16 protein-coding genes are annotated in these 17,585 nt (G+C 50.7%); 3 read left to right on the top strand and 13 right to left on the bottom strand.

Translation table 11 applies throughout. From position 1 onward, the window contains the following. Positions 1 to 72: 72 nt before the first annotated feature. From ACTRXD_RS18530 to ACTRXD_RS18495, 8 genes are all read right to left on the bottom strand, one after another. Positions 73 to 1,104, bottom strand: coding sequence for a WD40/YVTN/BNR-like repeat-containing protein (locus ACTRXD_RS18530; RefSeq protein WP_442433267.1), 1,032 nt, complete (start codon positions 1,102 to 1,104; stop codon positions 73 to 75). A gap of 81 nt (positions 1,105 to 1,185) precedes the next feature. Beyond that, on the bottom strand, positions 1,186 to 2,103 hold the full coding sequence (locus ACTRXD_RS18525) for a M48 family metallopeptidase (protein WP_442433266.1): 918 nt from the start codon (positions 2,101 to 2,103) through the stop codon (positions 1,186 to 1,188). A 73-nt stretch (positions 2,104 to 2,176) separates the two neighbouring features. Then, entirely contained in the window at positions 2,177 to 3,661 is a 1,485-nt protein-coding gene (locus tag ACTRXD_RS18520; protein ID WP_442433265.1) for a M16 family metallopeptidase, read from the bottom strand. Then, on the bottom strand, positions 3,658 to 5,217 hold the full coding sequence (locus tag ACTRXD_RS18515; RefSeq protein ID WP_442433264.1) for a M16 family metallopeptidase: 1,560 nt from the start codon (positions 5,215 to 5,217) through the stop codon (positions 3,658 to 3,660). The genes ACTRXD_RS18520 and ACTRXD_RS18515 overlap by 4 nt, the downstream gene beginning before the upstream one ends. A gap of 289 nt (positions 5,218 to 5,506) precedes the next feature. Then, positions 5,507 to 6,619: a dipeptide epimerase gene (locus ACTRXD_RS18510; RefSeq protein ID WP_442433263.1), complete on the bottom strand. Its 1,113-nt coding sequence runs from the start codon at positions 6,617 to 6,619 to the stop codon at positions 5,507 to 5,509. Positions 6,620 to 6,872: 253 nt separating this feature from the next. Further along, the gene (locus ACTRXD_RS18505) at positions 6,873 to 8,006 is read right to left on the bottom strand and encodes a hypothetical protein (RefSeq protein WP_442433262.1); all 1,134 of its coding nucleotides are present in this window, start codon (positions 8,004 to 8,006) and stop codon (positions 6,873 to 6,875) included. A gap of 240 nt (positions 8,007 to 8,246) precedes the next feature. Continuing rightward, a complete protein-coding gene (traT, locus tag ACTRXD_RS18500) occupies positions 8,247 to 8,930 on the bottom strand; it encodes a complement resistance protein TraT (protein WP_442433261.1) in 684 nt (227 codons plus the stop codon). Between the two features lie 176 nt (positions 8,931 to 9,106). Next, positions 9,107 to 9,751 carry a sulfite oxidase-like oxidoreductase gene (locus ACTRXD_RS18495; protein ID WP_442433260.1) on the bottom strand — a complete coding sequence of 215 codons (645 nt, stop codon included), beginning with the start codon at positions 9,749 to 9,751 and terminating at the stop codon, positions 9,107 to 9,109. 403 nt (positions 9,752 to 10,154) lie between these two features. Here ACTRXD_RS18495 and ACTRXD_RS18490 point away from each other — a divergent pair, with 403 nt between their 5' ends. Continuing rightward, positions 10,155 to 10,694 carry an FKBP-type peptidyl-prolyl cis-trans isomerase gene (locus ACTRXD_RS18490; protein ID WP_442433259.1) on the top strand — a complete coding sequence of 180 codons (540 nt, stop codon included), beginning with the start codon at positions 10,155 to 10,157 and terminating at the stop codon, positions 10,692 to 10,694. A gap of 103 nt (positions 10,695 to 10,797) precedes the next feature. Here ACTRXD_RS18490 and smbP read toward each other — a convergent pair whose 3' ends face one another. The 3 genes from smbP to ACTRXD_RS18475 all read right to left on the bottom strand — a co-directional run bounded on the left by smbP (position 10,798) and on the right by ACTRXD_RS18475 (position 13,076). Then, positions 10,798 to 11,196, bottom strand: a complete 399-nt coding sequence (gene smbP, locus ACTRXD_RS18485; RefSeq protein WP_442433258.1) for a small metal-binding protein SmbP — start codon at positions 11,194 to 11,196, stop codon at positions 10,798 to 10,800. A gap of 208 nt (positions 11,197 to 11,404) precedes the next feature. Then, positions 11,405 to 11,578, bottom strand: a complete 174-nt coding sequence (locus ACTRXD_RS18480) for a hypothetical protein (protein WP_442433257.1) — start codon at positions 11,576 to 11,578, stop codon at positions 11,405 to 11,407. A gap of 226 nt (positions 11,579 to 11,804) precedes the next feature. After that, complete coding sequence (locus tag ACTRXD_RS18475; RefSeq protein WP_442433256.1) at positions 11,805 to 13,076, bottom strand: DEAD/DEAH box helicase; 1,272 nt, start codon at positions 13,074 to 13,076, stop codon at positions 11,805 to 11,807. 324 nt (positions 13,077 to 13,400) lie between these two features. Here ACTRXD_RS18475 and ACTRXD_RS18470 point away from each other — a divergent pair, with 324 nt between their 5' ends. Both ACTRXD_RS18470 and glgC read left to right on the top strand, forming a co-directional pair. Continuing rightward, entirely contained in the window at positions 13,401 to 13,901 is a 501-nt protein-coding gene (locus tag ACTRXD_RS18470) for a glutathione peroxidase (RefSeq protein ID WP_442433255.1), read from the top strand. Between the two features lie 125 nt (positions 13,902 to 14,026). Next, the gene (gene glgC / locus ACTRXD_RS18465) at positions 14,027 to 15,247 is read left to right on the top strand and encodes a glucose-1-phosphate adenylyltransferase (protein ID WP_442433254.1); all 1,221 of its coding nucleotides are present in this window, start codon (positions 14,027 to 14,029) and stop codon (positions 15,245 to 15,247) included. 44 nt (positions 15,248 to 15,291) lie between these two features. On the opposite strand, the gene ACTRXD_RS18460 is transcribed toward glgC, so the two are convergent. Together ACTRXD_RS18460 and ACTRXD_RS18455 are read right to left on the bottom strand one after the other, a co-directional pair. Further along, on the bottom strand, positions 15,292 to 15,960 hold the full coding sequence (locus ACTRXD_RS18460) for a DUF2182 domain-containing protein (protein ID WP_442433253.1): 669 nt from the start codon (positions 15,958 to 15,960) through the stop codon (positions 15,292 to 15,294). A gap of 407 nt (positions 15,961 to 16,367) precedes the next feature. After that, positions 16,368 to 17,003, bottom strand: a complete 636-nt coding sequence (locus ACTRXD_RS18455) for a DUF1326 domain-containing protein (protein ID WP_442433252.1) — start codon at positions 17,001 to 17,003, stop codon at positions 16,368 to 16,370. Positions 17,004 to 17,585 lie beyond the last annotated feature (582 nt).

The raw sequence follows: 17,585 nt of genomic DNA, 5'->3' as shown, positions 1-17,585 counted from the left end.
CACTTACCCATGAAAGGAGATCTTAATCTTCAAGAAGAAGGATATCAAATCATCTCCCATTCAGGATAAACCTCAAAGGGATTCGGCCACAACCAGGGGCACCGCCTCCCATGACATTCCACGGTCACCCGTCCGAAAAAGTCCCTTACCGTTCGTCCCCACATACAGCACATTGGAATCAACCGCGCTCATGGCTAGAGCCCGAATATTAACATTCGTCAAGCCCGCACTTCGAGCTTCCCAGGTTATTCCTCCATCTTCACTTCTAAAAACACCGTCACGATTGGTCACATACACGATATGGGGGTGGGTATGATCGAGAATGAGGTCACTCAACATCTGATCGGAGAGTGTCTCCCCAATGCGAGTCCAGACTTGCCCTCCATCCTTGGTGACGTACAGTCCACTCAGAGTCGCGGTATAGACCGTATCGGATTCATGAGGGTCAACCTTAATTCGAGTCACGCTCAATGCCCGTGAGGATTTCAGCACATCAGCGGCCACCAACCCGTTATTAACCATTTTCCAGGTGCGGGCCCCGTCAATGGATTTATAGACTCCCCCGCTTGTTCCGGCATAGAGCGTTTGAGGCTGACGTGGATCGCAGTCAAGCGTCACCACCATGAGCACTTCTTTCATGCCCTCCATCCGCTTACTCCAGGTTTCTCCCCCATCGTCTGATTCAAACACCCCTAATGAGGTAGCGGCAAAAATATGGGCACTGGATCCCGGAGCAAACACCAATTGGTGGACCACCGAGGAAATTGTCACATCATCCAATCCTGTCCGTCGTGACACCCATCGTTGCCCGCCATCATAACTTTTATACACCGCATCCCCTTTAGTCCCGGCGACAATATTGGCCGGAAACAGGGGATCAATGGCCAGTGCAATGACACGAGAATGGGTCATACCCGCAGACATGTTCTGCCAGGTCATGCCTCCGTCCCGGGACTTATAAATATAATCGTTGGTGGCGAGGTAAAGAATGTTGGGGTTTGTGGGATGAAGGGCAATTTCCACCACCGCCTCACTTTTGCCACAGCCAGCCAACATCATGCAGGCAACCACTGTCGGCCAAAAAAGACGGAGACTGAGGATCATAGCCTGCCTTGAATGACGATCAACCCCGTTCTCAGAAAGCGCCAGAAAGCTTTGAAGACCATACGACTTATTTCACCGTGGCTAGTGACGGAAACGATCCGCGTTTGGTTGTTGTGGCGGGCGTTGAGGAGGAGATGGTGTAATGATGGGCAAATTGGCCACAGGGGCCTTTGGAGCCTTTCTATAGAGCTCCATGGCTTCAGGCATCCATTTCGTGAGATCGGCAATCCGGGTATCATGCGCCGGATGGGTGGATAAAAATTCCGGTGGAGCGCCCTCAGAAGCCGCGGCCATCCGTTCCCAAATATGAATCGCTTCCCGAGGATCGTATCCCGCAGCGCCCGCAAGCAACATGCCGATATAGTCAGCTTCCGATTCGTGTTTTCGGCTGAACGGTAACAGAACTCCCGTCTGCACACCAAGCCCCATCGCCTGCATGGCTAAGGCATTTAATGCCGGATTTTGGCCTTGGGTCGAAAGCACGATCGCCGCAGCGGTCATTCCAAATTGAGCCACCAGTCCCTGGCTCATCCGCTCTCCTCCATGTTCCGCCAGCGCATGAACGACTTCATGCCCCATGATAGCCGCCAATCCGGCCTCATTTTGCGCCATCGGGAAAATCCCGGTGTAGACGGCAATTTTTCCACCCGGCAAAGCCCATGCATTCTTAGTATTGTCATCCTTAATGACCGTCACCTCCCAATCAAACGTTTTCGCCACGTCCCCATATTTTGAACGCTTGGCCGCCTCAATAATACGAGCTGCGACACGTTTAACCGGCTCAATCTCTTTGGGATTTTTGGAAATCACAACCTTGGGGTCCTGCAAAACTTCACTATACTGGGCAGCCCCCATCTGGTTCATTTGCCCGGACGGCATCAATAATAACTGGGAACGTTGCGTATAGGGATTGGTTTGGCATCCCGCGATCAGAATATTCAGGAGCAGGACACAAAAAAAGACCCGACGATCTGTGGTGACCCACCGGCGTATTGGCATCTCAAATTCTCAAGAATTCAGTGTCGCGCAGCAAAAGGTCGCCATGACCATCCTACCGTCATTCAGACGACCATTACATTCCGCCAGTGGGCTCTGGAATACGAATGTCCAATTCCTGAAATTGTTCGTAGCGAGCCAATGCTGGTTTGGTGCCGGCACGAGGTCCCACCACAAGAATCGCAAACTCCTCCGGACGCAAATGTTTATGTGCAGCCATTCGGACTTCAGCCGTGGTGACTTTTTCAATACCCTGGCGAAATTCTCTCAGCCAGGTCGAAGGATACCCATAATATTCATATGTCATATATTTACCAAGCACTTTCGTGGGAGAATCCACAGAAAAGACAAAGGAATTTAAAATACTGGCTTTCGCGCTCGCCACTTCTTCATCCGTGGGAGGCAGAGCGACCATGTTCCGAGCCTCTGCGATTAAGGAATCAATCCCCTTTCCCGTTGTTTCTGTTTTGGTCGACATCGAGAGAATGGCCATGCCTGGATAGTCCCATTGCAATCCAACGCCACCGTGCACATCATACGCCAGCCCTTGCTTGGAGCGGATGTTATTAAATAATCTGGCGCCAAATGACCCCGAAAGAATTTGATTGACGATCACCAAGGAATAATAATCAGGATCGTCCCGACGAATTCCCAAATGCCCCATGGCAATTTTTGCTTGGGTCATATCGTTTTTTTCAACATAAAACACACCAGCCGGAACCGTTGACTGAATAAAGACGGGAGCATTCTGTACCTCCGGACCCTTTGGCCAGTCACCAAAAATGGATTGAATGAGCGCGAGTGTTTTTTCCCGTTCAAAATCGCCACTCACCCCTAAAATAATCCGATTGGGATGAAAGTACGTTGCATGCCACCGGATCACATCCTCTCGGGTGATAGACCCCACGGAGGCGTAAGTCGGCTCCCAGGTATAAGGGGATTCCTTCCCATAAATTAACTTCTTATATTCTCGTGACGTAATCTCATCCGGGTCATCGTTCTGACGGGAAATCCCGGCCATCATCTGATTTTTGGCAATCTTTAACTTCTCAGGATCAAACACCGGAAACCGCAACACGTCTCCAAATACCTTCAACACTTTAGGAAAATCTTCAGTAAGAGAACCCATCGACGCGGTGCCGGACGAGTCCCCAATGTGCGTTTCAATTGCGGCGGCTTTCCCTTCTAAAAACTCATCCAGGGCATCTCCGCTCAGACTTTTCGTCCCTCCCGTGCGAAGCACGGTTCCCGTTAAGGAAGCCAACCCAATGGTTTCCTGAGCGTCCAATCGGGAACCCGTCTTGATCATGGCTGACACACCCACCAACGGTAATTCATGGTCTTCCATCAGCAAAACTACGAGTCCATTATCCAGAACGACGCGTTCAGGTTCAGGTATAACCAGTTCCGGCAATGGCGGGAACTGCAACTCCTCGACTTTTGTCACTTGCGCTTGCACCAAAACGGGTACACAGAACATGAGAACGACCAATCCCGCGCTCAGGACTGACGATCGACCTATACCACAACATGTATGCTGATGAGATATGCTGTGATTCATGATTGGTCCTCCCCGGAAGTGACTGGTTGAGGACCACCGGCAGGAGAAACCGTCTCAATCATGCCCACGATCCGGTTCGTTGGTTGAAACATCGTGTTGGCAACACGACGAATATCGGCCTTGGTCACCTGATCCAACCGATCAATGGACCGGAATAATTCGCGCCAATCTCCAAATAACATCTGGTAATCAGTCAGGTGCATGGCCAGACCAAGGTTATTATTTAAGGCCCGAACCAACCCCGCTTTGGCACGGGTGCGAAATCGTGCCAATTCCTCATCGGAGACATCCTGAGTTTTCAGCCGGTCAAATTCTTCCCGTAATGCCTGCTGTACCGTGTCATTCGTCACACCCCGACCGGGAACCGCATAGGCCATCCACACGTGCGGATACTTGTCCCCCGGATATTCCCCATAAGCTCCCACCGACACCGCGATGCGTTTGTCCCGAATCATCGAACGATATAAGCGAGAGGTTCGCCCATTCGTTAAAATATCGTCGATCGCATCGTATACCGGTTGATCAGCATGGGTCACGGGTGGCTTATGATAACCCTCCACATATAAGGGTTGGGAAGGATCCTGCAGCTTCACAATTTTTTCTGCGATGGACGGAGGTTCCACGATTCGAAGCGGAGGAGGCGCGGGAGCAGAGGGGATGCGATTGAAATACTTTTCAAGAATCGGGATAACCGCCTCCGCTTTCACATCTCCGACGATCGCCGTCACCAAATTCGGAGGCACGTACTGCTCCTCATAAAACTTTTTTGCGTCGGTCATTGTGTAGGATTGAATATCACTGGCAAAACCAATCACCGGATGATGATACGGGTGGGCCATATAAGCCGTCGCAACAAACTGTTCGAGCAACCGGCCGAAGGGTTGGCTTTCCGTGCGCATGCGACGCTCTTCCATGACTACGTCCCGTTCTTCGTAAAACTCCCGAAACACCGGGTGCAAAAACCGCTCGGACTCTAAGTATGCAAACAGTTCGACTTTATTGGCCGGAAGAGCATAAAAATATCCAGTGACATCAGCACCCGTAAACGCATTTAACGCAACCCCACCCTCCCGTTCAATGATATCGCCGAACTCATTTTTCACCACATACGAAGAAGCCTCTTGTTGTCGCTTTTTAAAAACCGCATAGAGGCGATCCACCGTCTCCTGGTCAGGATCAGAAGCAAACTTCTCCGTTTGATAAGCCTGGTAAGCCTCTTCCAATGCCTCTAACGCGATCTTTTCTGCGTCGTAATCAGTCGTCCCGATGTGAGGAGTTCCTTTAAAGGCCATATGTTCAAACATATGAGCCAGTCCTGTTTGCCCCATGGTTTCCTGGGCCGATCCCACATTGACTCGCGTCATAAAGGCAAAGACAGGCGCCACTGGACGTTCCACAATAATGAAGGTCCACCCGTTCTTCAACGTATGCCTGGTCACACGTTGCTCAAAGGAGGCCAGATCCTGACCAAACACCGTCCCCGCGCAGACGCACCATACCAGCCCCACAAGTCCGAGGCTCTTACTCCATCCCATCAATCGATTACCCGTTCCCATTCATCACCATCCTGGTTAAGCCAACATCATCAATCCGGCCATTAAATGATCCTACCCAGTAAATGAGAATTCTGGCAAGCAAGACATTTTTGAATGCAGAAACCGCATTCTTACCAGCCTTGTCCATGTTATTGGGGGATGCAGAACTTATTCTGAAACATGACGTAGGGAAAAGCGTTCTCTAAGCTACTTACAAGAAAAGCTGTTGACCATCGGACGGCTGCCTGTGCGATGCAGATTTCTGTGCACAACCAAGAAGGTAAAAATGCTGATCGTAACGCAACGTCCCCTATTCAAGGACGATCACCGATGAGGGCTCTTGGCTCATCTCCATCCCAAGCCCGGACTCTTCCCATGGCTGCAAGACCGGTCCCTTATACGCATACCCGCCCTGTACCGGATCTATTGACAAGAGAAGCGGCATGTCGAGATCCAAAAATTCAAACCCTCCCAGCCCTAAGGCCAAACTGAAAGAACACCCCATGGCCACTCGACTTTCGACCATGCCGCCAATCATCAATTGGAGACCGCACGATTTAGCCAAACGGGCAATCTCCCCTGATTCCACCACACCGCACTTGGTGATCTTGACATTCATCACATCCACAGCCTTTTCACGAATCAACAATTCCGCATCATGAAGGGATCGAACCGATTCATCCGCCGCAATGGGAAAAGGACTGTCCCGGCGAACAGAGGCCAGACCTTCCCGGTTATCTCGATGAACGGGTTGCTCTAGCAACAATACAGGAATGGCCGATCGACTTATCGACTCGATGAACTGCAGAGCTTCGGAGACGGTAAACCCCTGATTGGCATCAACCACAAATGAGGCTTCAGGGAACGCTCTAAACACGGCCTCAATCCTTCGAATGTCGGCATCAACATCCTGTCCCACCTTTACTTTAAACACCCTGAATCCTTGAATAAACCACTCTTTGGCTTTGCACACGACTTGTTCGGTTTCTCCAATCGGCAAAGTAATATCGGTTTCGCGAACCCGAACATCCGCTCCACCCCACAGGGCCCACATGGGAACGCCCATCTCGCGACACAGGGCATCAAGAAAAGCCGTTTCCAGCCCGCATCGGACCGAAGGCATCTCCCGGGCCACCTCCGCCAGTTGATGTGCCAGCTTCCGCCAATTCCAAACCGATTGTCCGAGGATACACCGGGCGGCGGCAGGAAATGCGGCCAGGCAGGCAGCCTGATCTTCGCCAGATATGTCCGGAAACGGCGCCATCTCCCCATACCCGCATGTCCCGCTTTTGAGGGTCAATCTGATGAAAATATTGTGGGCGACCGACATGGAACCTGAAGCCACCACGAAAGGAGCATGGAGAGGTAATTGAACCGGCCAGGCTTCAATGGCCGCAATACCGAGTGCTTCCGATTGCATCATGGGTGAAAGAATAGACCCCCAATCAATTGTATGTATAACAATAGGGATGAGGAAATTCTGCAATTTCGGAGGTCAATATCCAAACATACAAAACATCCCCTTCCGGATGAATCCAGAAAACCCGACCCGTTTGAAAATTATAAAAAAATTGTCGTCATGAAACAGGGCAACCAATCTGACAACACAATGCCGAGAATCTCTGTCGGGGTGGGCAATAAAATTGGCCAATATGGCGAATGATGATGTTGATTTGTTACTGATTACCAAACAATCCTTTAAACATCTCCAGGGCTTTTTGGGTTTCAGGTGGAAGATTTTCTAAATTCTGCCCTGGCACAGAAGAAACGCCGCTTGAATTTACCGGATCGGCATTGCCGGAACAGACAATTTCTCCATTCACTTTTTGGCAGACGTTTTCGGCTTTTCCAGAAGATTTTTGAATCCTCTCAGGAGAACCACTAAATGATGCCCCGGACATGGCGGACTCAAGAACATAACCGTCCGGTGGGCCAAACGCCACCGTCATTTTTTTTGTTCCTAGATATCGCTGTTCACTGAAGAGCGTGCTTCCATCCTGGCTCTTCGTAATGGTAATGATGGGGAACCCTTCAATTTTTTTGTGTTGTTCATGCAACCCATTCCCAAAGGGAAGTCCCTTCGCCCATTCCTCCATGTAATCCATCCAGGCATGATAGAGCTCCTTGCTCCGCTCGCCGCCTGGAATGTCGTCCCATGCCGCGGCACAAATGTGCCGAACATCAAACACCTCTAACGTATACCATTCACAAGGGATGCCCCCTTGTCGACCGGTTTCTCCCGTTTTCGTGACTTTCAGGGAGATCCCCGGAGAACCCCCGGAAGTTTGCGTTTTCAATGCTTGTTCCAATCGAGAGCGTTCTTCAGGAGAAAGCTCTTTATTTTCCATTGCCTTTTCTAGGCTAATCCGTTGTTGATCCCGGATGGAATTCATGACATCCCCCAAGACATTGTTCATTCCCTGATCTTGGGTGGAACCCGGCTTAACTCCCAATTTCTGCATCATCTTCTGGCTGGATTGTTTCAAAGCCTCCATCTGTTGCTTGGTGATGATAGTATAAGTTTTGGCCTGATGCCTGACGTACATCATCTCCTGGCGATCCAGAAATATCTGCATATCATTTTGGCTGTCTTTAGGTGTGGAAGACATTCGTTTGTCCTCTAACTTGTCCGGAGCAACATTAAGGCGCATCCAATCTTTCGGTATGGCAACATTGACGGATCCCTCTTCCGAGGAACCATCGGGATACGTGGTTTGAAAAAGGTGGACATGGGAAGTAGTTGATTCTTCAGCCCACACCAGAGCGGGAAAAACCCCAGCCAGCAAACAGAAGAAAATGGTGAGTTTCATTGTTGGTATTTCCTCTTGAAGCATCCGGAATGACACAGGAGACAACGTCTAGGTTCTGAATGAAAGCAAAAAAATTCTTTTCGATCAACCGATTGCTTGCCAACTTCGTGGGTTGAGATTGTCAAAATTCCTATTCCGCTGTTTTAATATCTGACAGTTGATCTTTCCCAAAAAATTGGGGAAGGTAGAAACTCCACCTTCCCCCCTGGATGATGAGGCTTACGGCACACGGGCTTTGGACTACAGGAGGCCACCCAACGATTTGGCCAACCCTTGCACCAGGGGATCCTTAGTTTCTTCCCATTCTAAATTAACCTGTTCGGCGGTCGAAGCCACACGGGCTTGATGAATCTTTTTCCCCTTGCTCGTTTTCTCAGTTAATTGCAAATCGGTCATCACAGCAAATGTCACATCTTTGGTCAATGAGCCCGTGACCAATTCCGTCGCCCCCACCAAAAAACCGCCAATGCCTGCACCAAGAGCCGCGGAACGACCCGTTCCACCCAATCCATAGCCTACAGCCCCTCCGACGGCACCTCCGCCCCAAGCGGAACCATAGCCAGCATGGACCGCGGTTCTCAAGGCAGCAGGATCGGCTTCGCCCACATACAGCACATTCACCTGATAAATATAGGCGGCTTCCTTGGCATTATCCACAATTTTGTATCCCCTGTTTTCAATGGCCTTTCGCACCGGGGTATCAAAATCAATTTCTTTGTCTGAGGTATTTTTGATTTCCAAAAATGCACTTTTTTCTATTTGATTATCCAAATCCAAAAAAATAGATTGCGACATCTTGGTCTGGACCTTCAGGTCTTTTTTCTCCAGGGCAACCTGAGTCGCCGAACAGCCTAATCCTACAAGCATCACACTTCCAGCCGCCATGAGCACAATTTTTTGAATGCCAGGGACCCGTCCCATCATGAGTTTCTCCTTTTTAACTTGTAGGATTTCTTGAGGAAACGAGCGGGATTATGCCACATCCATAGGACATATTGAACCCCTCAAAAGCCTATTTTTACGACTGACCCCCGTGAGCCACCGCGTACCGTTAACCTCTCATTTCTGTTCGTTAAAAACGGAGGGGGTTCCTCCTTCGATCACCCATACCGGTCATTGTCCCATGGAAGTGCGGTATTGGAATATCCGCGCACTTCCCAAAATCCCTTTTGATCGTGATCGGAAAACGTAATTTTTTTGACCCATTTTGCCCCTTTCCAACCGTAGCGTTTGGGAATAATGACGCGTACGGGTCCACCGTGGTCTCTGGTCAATGGCCTTCCATTCCAATGGGTAGCCAGAAGCACATCCTCATCGTCGCAAACCTTGAGAGTGACATTGGTTGTGTACTCATCAAACGCTTCGAATAACACAAACTTTGCCTCGGGCAAGGGACGAACCAATTCCAAGAGATGCTGAAAACTCACACCTCTCCATTCATTATCCAACATGGTCCAGGAGGTGACACAGTGAAAGTCAGCAGTGATCTGCACCTGAGGCTGCCGTTCAAAGGTTTCCCAATCCCATGTCAGCGGATTGGCCACGCACCCATCAATACTTAAGGCCCATTCCGCTAGCACGATCTCCGGCTTACAGCCCAAATCCAGGACCGGAAAATTATTCACCACATGTTGGCCGGGCGGAACCCGTTCATCCTGAGGTTCATCCACCTCTCGACAGGAGAATTCCCGCCGATGTTGAGCAACCTGTTGCTTCGCTTTCACCATCCGTTCGTTGGGTTCCATTGCAAGCCTTTCCTCCTCCAGTCAAGGAGAGATATCTGAAGACCACTACACAGACTTCTCATGATCAAAAACCTTAGCGCTGAACGCCGATGGACGCATTATATCGGGGTTGCCGGCTCAGCAATAGTCACAGAACCCAAATCACACTCCCTTATACCCTCCTGCTCTCTTTACTTCATGATATTCTTCCTCAATGCTTTTTGGTGACAGGTCCAGCCGTCATGTGGAATACAGCAACAGGATATTTCCTGATCTCATAGCCAAGCTATTTATTTTTCTGATAAATTACAATATTCGTTCACAACAGCCTGGAAGCGTCCGGTTATTTACCCCCTCATTTTCAACCGCCCTCTTTTCCAGCCAACTGTTATATCAGCCATAATTTTTGCGGAGGATCAGTCTCATGGCACTGCATGTATTAGCCCGGGTTGTATGTTGCTCCTTGCTGGTGGCCTCAGCGATGACCACGTCTGCGCAGGCAGATTCTCAAGAGGGAGGCTCACCCATGACCGTTTCTGAAGGAAAGTCCATTTCAATGGAGTACACATTGACCTTGGAAAACAAAGAGGTCCTCGACTCCAACGTAGGAGGAGAACCTCTGACATTTACTCAGGGATCTCACCAAATTATTCCTGGCCTGGAAACGGCCCTGGATGGAATGAAGGCGGGAGAACGCAAACAAGTCACCGTTGCCCCTGAAGAGGGGTATGGTAAGGTCGACCCTCAGGCCATTCAGGAAGTTCCCATTGACCAAATTCCACCTGATGCACGGAAGGTCGGGGTGCAATTACAAGGGAAGGACGGACAAGGCCGTGTCGTACACCCGACAGTAACGGAAGTAAAAGAACAGGTGGTCGTCTTAGACTTCAATCACCCTTTAGCGGGGAAAACGCTCTATTTTGACGTGAAAATTTTGGACGTCAAAACTGCCACGGCTCCCTAACGTTGGGAGAATATTGCATCCAAGTGCCCCGCCGGAATTGGCGGGGTCCTTGGATCCCCGTCCTATCATCACTTCTGGCAGAAACATGAAACAGAGAGCCACTTCAATAATACCCTCCGCTGTTATACCCTCCGGCGGTGGGCGTCATTCCATTAATTTCCTTTAAATGCATCACCGCAGATTTGGCATGATCGGTTGCCACATCAGCATGCCCGGCTTGGCCATGTGTAATAGCCTCCCCTAATTCGGCCATGGCCGCATCAAGGTGAGGATTCGTCATGTCCTTTTTCGCGGCCTGCGCATGTTGAAGGGAGGCTTCCGCATGGGTCACGACCGCATCGGCATGCCCCATGCCGCCATGATCGACGGCTTCCTGTGCATGCGCGGCGGCTTCCGCCACGTGTGGATTGGTATTTCCAGTTGAATGAGAAGCGCAAGCCGCAACGAGTCCCAGACACAACAGGCCGACACTCAGTCGAGTGATCCAAGATAGGACACGCATCGTCAACACCTCCTTCTAAAAGTAAAAAGACGTCCCCATCGTCGAATTCTATTGCAAAATTCATAGTAAAATCTTCCATTCCTCGACGACGGTTGGGAAGGAACCATCTACTCTCTTCCATCAGTCTTTCCAGCACCTGCACTAAGAGACACATAGCCCACATTAATTTTCATCAACTCGTTGGGATAAAACATCTTCATGCCATGACTTACGCGACTTTATCAGGATCAAGTCCACAATCCTGCCCCTGGGTCTTCATGACACCCACGATACGAAAACGATATTCCCCCACGAGACCCATGACTTGCCCTAAAGGATTGCGATTCCCAAACCAAACCCGTTTTTCTGGCCCCCCAACCACCAAAGGCACAGTACGAGGCACAGGCGCTGGACTTTTTCATACGAGAAACCTGTAACACAGGCTTTCTACAGCTCTATTAAAGGACCACGAACGACGTGGAGTCACGACTTGAAAGAAAATGAGAAGGCAAGGGAAGTGGAGAGACGGAGCCCCTTAAAAAAATGAAGCCCGGACCAGAATGATCCGGGCTTCAGGAAAACTCGCAAGGACTCTTTCAGAAATAAACAAAGAGCATGCGTGTGAGGTGTTAGGAAGCTAAGGTAGACGGACGCGGTCGACGAACAGCCGGTCGATCATGCCTGCCAGGGCTCCCCGATCGAGGAGTACCAAATCCTCTACCCGCGGAATTCGGCCGAGGCCCACGTCTCTCCGGTGCAATAGCCGGCATAGGCGGACGGCTTCCAGGGGCGCAGGGAACCGCCTTTCCCAGCAATTTTTCAATCATTCGTAACGAACGATTGTCTTCACCGGTCACAAAACTCGTGGCCCAACCTTTGGTATTCTTCCGCGCCGTCCGACCAATACGATGGATATAATCTTCCGGCACATGAGGCAAATCATAATTGATCACATGTTGAATATTGTCCACGTCCAACCCACGGGCGGCAATATCGGTCGCAACTAAAATTTCAAACCGTCCCCGGCGAAACCCTTCCAACGCCGCACGGCGTTGGGGCAGCCGTCGTCCCGCATGTAACACCGCCACGCGACAACCGACCTTTTCCAGGGTTTCCCCGATCCGGTCAGCCCGATGCTTGGTCCGGGTAAAGACAAGGACCGACCCCTCTGTCTCCTTTAAAATGGATAGCAGGAGTGAGGTTTTATCGGAATTGGCAGTATGATGCACCGTATGAGTGACGCCTTCAGCCGGTGTGGCCGATTTCGCCACCAGGGCTTTAAACGGATCGTTAAGAGACATCCGAGCCAAATCAGCCAAATTATTCGGCATAGTTGCCGAGAAGAGTAAGGTTTGCCGGGTTTCCGGTAATGCCTCAATGATTTGATTGAGCTGAGGCGCAAACCCCATATCAAGCATCCGATCGGCTTCGTCGAGGACCACCATCCGAAGCTTGGCAAACGAAACTGTCCCCTGCCACATATGGTCGAGGAGGCGACCCGGCGTCGCCACGATGATATCGGGACGTTGCCGTAATCCACGAACTTGCGCATGCATATCAGCACCACCCACCAACGTGGTTGCAAAAATCCCGCGCACACGCCCGAACTTATCAACGGTTTCTTGAATTTGAAATGCCAACTCCCGGGTTGGCGCTAAAATCATCGCGCGAGGGTGGCCCTTAGGACCATCTACCAATCGTTCAATGATAGGAATGACAAAGGCCGCGGTTTTTCCGGTGCCGGTCTGGGCACACCCCAGCACATCCCGACCTTCCAAAGCCGGAGGGATGGCCTGGACTTGAATCGGGGTCGGTTCCGTTAAACCGAGTTTATTCAACACCCCAACCAAAGTAGCAGACACACCAAGCGCACCAAACTGTGACAACGCAGTTGAAGACATAAAACTATTCCTTTTGTTACAAGGATCGTATGTAAGCGGGTTCAGAAAACCGAGTGAAGCAGAATCAGGTGGGAAGTCCGCTCCGAGCAGGATCTGGTCGCGATACGATCGCGGGGCCCGAAGATTAATTGAATGTTCCCGTCGTCGGACCGAATCGACAAGAACAATGCTTAGGTTACAGTACAATCCATATCCTGTCAAATTTTCCTGCTTCCCTCACGTGCCCAACCTGGTATTCGAATGTTACCATTGTAGGGTGAATGTCCAGTCACATGTCACACCACAACCATTCATCCACTCAACCACAGTAAAGGCATAAAACCCATGAGCACCATTTACGACATCACCTGCAGGAACATTCAGGGAAAGGATGAAACCCTCGCCCCCAAAAAGGGCAAAGTCTTACTGATCGTCAATACGGCCTCCAAATGCGGATTCACCCCTCAGTTTCAGGGGCTGGAAGATCTCTATAAAAAATATCATTCACAAGGACTGGAGATCCTCGGATTTCCCTGCAATCAGTTTGGAAGCCAGGACCCGGGGGAGAACGAAGAAATCCTCACGTTCTGCCAAACCAATTATGGAGTGACCTTTCCGATGTTTGCCAAGGTTGACGTGAATGGGCCCGATACTCATCCCCTCTTCAAACATCTCAAAGCCGAGGCACCGGGAGTACTGGGATCAGAGGCCATCAAGTGGAACTTCACGAAATTTCTGGTGGACCAAACCGGTGCGGTCAAGGAACGCTATGCCCCAGCAACCAAACCCTCAGACCTTGAGTCAGACATCACAGCACTCCTCAACGCCAAGGCGAAGCAAGCATAAATCAGACAAGACCTTTCCAAGTACCAACATTTATTGACAGCCCAGGGCTTGCGCCCCAAACAACAGCCCGTACCGTACTCAACCCATTCCTTCCATCCCGGTCATTTGATATCATGGTCTCCCCCATGATTGATGTCTATACCATGATCCTTGCCGGTGGCCGTGGCGAACGGCTCCTCCCGCTCACCCAACACCGCGCCAAACCTGCGGTACCCTTTGGAGGCAAATACCGCATCATCGACGTGACCTTGAGCAATTGCCTCAATTCGGGGCTTCGCAAAATTGCCGTGCTTATCCAATATAAATCCCACTCGTTGGATCGCCACATCCGAAGAGGTTGGTCAATTTTCAACCCGGAGCTGGGCGAATTCATCTTTTCCATCCCACCGCAACAACGTATCAACGCCGAGTGGTACCGGGGCACAGCCGATGCTGTCCATCAAAACCTCTTTCTGCTGGAACAGGAACGCCCGAAGTTTTTATTGGTGTTGGCCGGAGATCACCTCTACAAAATGAACTATGCCGACATGTTCAGGTTCATGCAAGAAACGGAGGCGGATGCCATCGTGGGTGCCCTTGAATGGCCGGTCGAAAAAGCTCGACAGTTCGGAGTCCTTGGGGTCGATCCCTCAAACCGTGTCACCCGGTTTGAAGAAAAGCCGGCAAACCCGTTTCACCTACCTGATAATCCAACGCATGCGTTTGTTTCAATGGGCATCTATCTTTTTCGCACAGACCATCTCTATGAGGAACTGCGAAAAGATTCCGAAATGCCCACGGCCCATGACTTCGGGAAAAATATTATTCCCAACATGATTCAGAACAACAAAAAAGTGTTTGCCTATAATTTTGAAGATGAAAACAAAAAAGAGGTCAAGTACTGGCGGGACATCGGTACCCTGGACGCCTACTACGAAGCCAACATGGATCTCGTCGGGGTTGATCCCCACCTCAACCTCTATGATGAGGCCTGGCCCATCCGAACGTACCAAGGCCAATATCCGCCCGCAAAATTTGTCTTTGCCGATGAGTTCAAGGGAGGGCGCAGAGGCATGGCACTGGATTCCATCGTCTCAGGAGGCTGCATTATCTCCGGAAGCCTGGTGCAAAATTGTGTGCTCTCACCCAACGTCCACATCGAGCATCATGCCGAAGTCCACGATTCCGTCATCATGGAAAATGTCAGAATCGGCGACCGGTCCCGTATCCGCCGGGCCATCATCGATAAGGGCGTCATCATTCCCCCCGATTCCGTCATCGGGCACGATCTCCAGCACGATCATCAACGCTTTCCTGTCACTGAAGACGGCGTGGTCGTCGTGACACCCGATTCATCCACAAAATAATGAAGCAGTCGTGAAACGGGCACATTCCCAAAACTGACAACCCATTACCCCAGAACCAATACGCCTACCCCACTCATAATGAGGCCGATCCCGGCCACCCATCCCAATCCTCCGCTCCAGACGCCGACCGGCAAGATCTTTTCTAAAAGCACAAAGACGGTAATCGCCGCGATCCAGAGCACATTCATCACTCCACCCACAAACAACAGCCCCATCAAGGCCCAGCAGCAGCCGAGACAAAATGCACCATGATGCAGTCCCAATCGAAACGCGCCGGAAGTGCCCGGTCGCCAATGCTCGGCAATAAAATGAGCGGGTGCCCGACAATGATCTAAGCACGTAGTCTTCCACGGGGTGAGTTGATACAGACCAGCGACAATTAAAAGCCCGGAACCGACCACATGACTTGTGGCCACCATCATGGGTGAGAGCATGGCCGCTGCATGCAATCCCCACTGCACGACAGTCGCGCCTACACTAAAGACACTCCATAGAGCCAAATACCCGGCCACGAATGCCCCCGTCGGAGCCATGAGTGAACCCTGCCGTTCGGCCTTGCGAACCATGCCTGCATACAACAACGTCATCGGGACGGCACCGGGCAGCATCATCCCGACCATCATGACAGCCCACATCAAGTACACAAACACAAAATCCACCGGCGTCCATGGATGTAACTGCATGATCGCCCCGGGAGCATCAGCATTCATCATGGGCATCTTCGCCCAGAGATACAAGACATACAGCCAGGACAAAAAAATTATCCCAATCAGAGCTGAGAGAATCGTGATTCGATCACGCTTGGGTAACATAGGAAAAGAAGGAGGAGAAGAGGGGTTCATGGAAATGGACTATAAGAACCCCTGGAACAATCAGCAACTGACAGGCAGGTCGAATAACCGGGAAGCGGACACTTTGGCCTGATAGCTCCCTCCCTTCCTCACCAGAAGGGCCGGGTCCGCGTAGGCTCGACTGTAAAGATTACCGAATTGGGGCTGTCCTGTGCCACAACACGGGACTCACCACGGCGTCGTCAACACTCGGCACATTTAACATGGCAGAAAATAAATGATGGGCGAGAAAAAAGTCGTTCACAAAAAAAGGATGTATCGCTCACCAATCAGGCTCTGATCACGCCATCCTGATTCATGTGAAGAATATTAAATTGCCCATAGCTATTAGACAGGTTCAATGTAATTCCGGCTTGAGCCTTGGTCGACCCGTTGCCCACTTCGGCCACGGTATATTCAAATCCTTCCGGCAAATTAATTCTTGCGCGATGATCTTTCCCGGTATGAGGATTGGAGATGGGTGTCCCCTTCGATTCCACCAAGCCCGGCACGTTTACCGTGGCCTGTCTTGCCTCCACATCTATGGAGAGATCAATCGGAACAAACTGGGGTTCCAACACGTTAGACATCGTACTATTGAATACAAAAAAGTGGGTAGCTCCCGGGGCGGTCGCCTCGCCATGTAGTATTTTTCGGAGTGCTTCGCGTTGCAAGGCATCCGCTCGCGCATCGATTAAAATCTGCTGAGTTCCATTTCCTTGGGCAATTTCCCCCGGCCATTGCAAGAGCATGACGTAGTTCAATCCATCCAAACGCGTGTCATTAAAATACCCCTCTTCAATATATCCCGAGCCCATTGCCTCGCAAAATCCGTTCGTCGAAGGGGCATTAAACTGGCATCCACACCCATAGCTACAGTTGCAATTGGCGAACTCGACACCACGCAGCATCCATTGATCAGCCATTGTGCGCTCCTTTCGAAATTTAGGTCGGACACCCCTCCCAATTATTTTTAGTTTTTATCATGCCGCCCACCAACGTTTCCAGCGCTACCCCGTGCATTGGCCCATCCACTAGAGGATTTCGTCAAGACCCTCTCTCACCGCATTGACTCATCTATACGTTCCGACTTTCCCCACCACACCATCTATACTTTTTCCCACAGGTTCGCTACCATTCGCCTCCAAACGGCACCACAGAAAAGCCGCACCATTAACAACACAAGGAGCACACCCATGGGCAAGAGCCAGGACGCACGCAAAGAAACCAAAAAAAAGCCAGCGAAAACCATGAAGGAAAAGCGGGCCGAGAAAAAAGGAAAAAAATAACATAGGGCATTCCTGCCCAATAGGCGAAGACCCGTGAGTTGACGAGGCGGAAGGAAACACCCCCTCGTCAACACTCAAACGATCTCTTCCACTTTTGCCAACCACAACTTTACGCACTCTTAGATTCAGAAAAAACAAACAGGGCTCCAGATGGCAGGACCACATCGTATTTCCTCATCTGTGTATCAGGAAAAGAAGGGGCGAGGTAGGCCCTCAAAT

Origin of the sequence: Nitrospira sp. T9 (assembly GCF_052156535.1) — a bacterium.
In the GTDB taxonomy this organism is placed as follows: Bacteria; Nitrospirota; Nitrospiria; order Nitrospirales; family UBA8639; genus Nitrospira_E.
The sequence above is the reverse complement of the archived record's forward strand: the minus strand, read 5'-3'. Positions and strand labels throughout refer to the sequence as shown.

What these genes read in the sequence shown, in the direction of transcription:
- ACTRXD_RS18525 (WP_442433266.1), bottom strand. Translation starts at nt 2,103, where the DNA reads ATGCCAATACGCCGGTGGGTCACCACAGATCGTCGGGTCTTTTTTTGT.
- ACTRXD_RS18475 (WP_442433256.1), bottom strand. Translation starts at nt 13,076, where the DNA reads ATGTCTTCAACTGCGTTGTCACAGTTTGGTGCGCTTGGTGTGTCTGCT.
- ACTRXD_RS18520 (WP_442433265.1), bottom strand. Translation starts at nt 3,661, where the DNA reads ATGAATCACAGCATATCTCATCAGCATACATGTTGTGGTATAGGTCGA.
- ACTRXD_RS18460 (WP_442433253.1), bottom strand. Translation starts at nt 15,960, where the DNA reads ATGATGAATGCTGATGCTCCCGGGGCGATCATGCAGTTACATCCATGG.
- smbP (WP_442433258.1), bottom strand. Translation starts at nt 11,196, where the DNA reads ATGCGTGTCCTATCTTGGATCACTCGACTGAGTGTCGGCCTGTTGTGT.
- ACTRXD_RS18495 (WP_442433260.1), bottom strand. Translation starts at nt 9,751, where the DNA reads ATGGAACCCAACGAACGGATGGTGAAAGCGAAGCAACAGGTTGCTCAA.
- ACTRXD_RS18490 (WP_442433259.1), top strand. Translation starts at nt 10,155, where the DNA reads ATGGCACTGCATGTATTAGCCCGGGTTGTATGTTGCTCCTTGCTGGTG.
- ACTRXD_RS18455 (WP_442433252.1), bottom strand. Translation starts at nt 17,003, where the DNA reads ATGGCTGATCAATGGATGCTGCGTGGTGTCGAGTTCGCCAATTGCAAC.
- ACTRXD_RS18470 (WP_442433255.1), top strand. Translation starts at nt 13,401, where the DNA reads ATGAGCACCATTTACGACATCACCTGCAGGAACATTCAGGGAAAGGAT.
- ACTRXD_RS18505 (WP_442433262.1), bottom strand. Translation starts at nt 8,006, where the DNA reads ATGAAACTCACCATTTTCTTCTGTTTGCTGGCTGGGGTTTTTCCCGCT.
- glgC (WP_442433254.1), top strand. Translation starts at nt 14,027, where the DNA reads ATGATTGATGTCTATACCATGATCCTTGCCGGTGGCCGTGGCGAACGG.
- ACTRXD_RS18510 (WP_442433263.1), bottom strand. Translation starts at nt 6,619, where the DNA reads ATGATGCAATCGGAAGCACTCGGTATTGCGGCCATTGAAGCCTGGCCG.
- ACTRXD_RS18530 (WP_442433267.1), bottom strand. Translation starts at nt 1,104, where the DNA reads ATGATCCTCAGTCTCCGTCTTTTTTGGCCGACAGTGGTTGCCTGCATG.
- traT (WP_442433261.1), bottom strand. Translation starts at nt 8,930, where the DNA reads ATGATGGGACGGGTCCCTGGCATTCAAAAAATTGTGCTCATGGCGGCT.
- ACTRXD_RS18515 (WP_442433264.1), bottom strand. Translation starts at nt 5,217, where the DNA reads ATGGGAACGGGTAATCGATTGATGGGATGGAGTAAGAGCCTCGGACTT.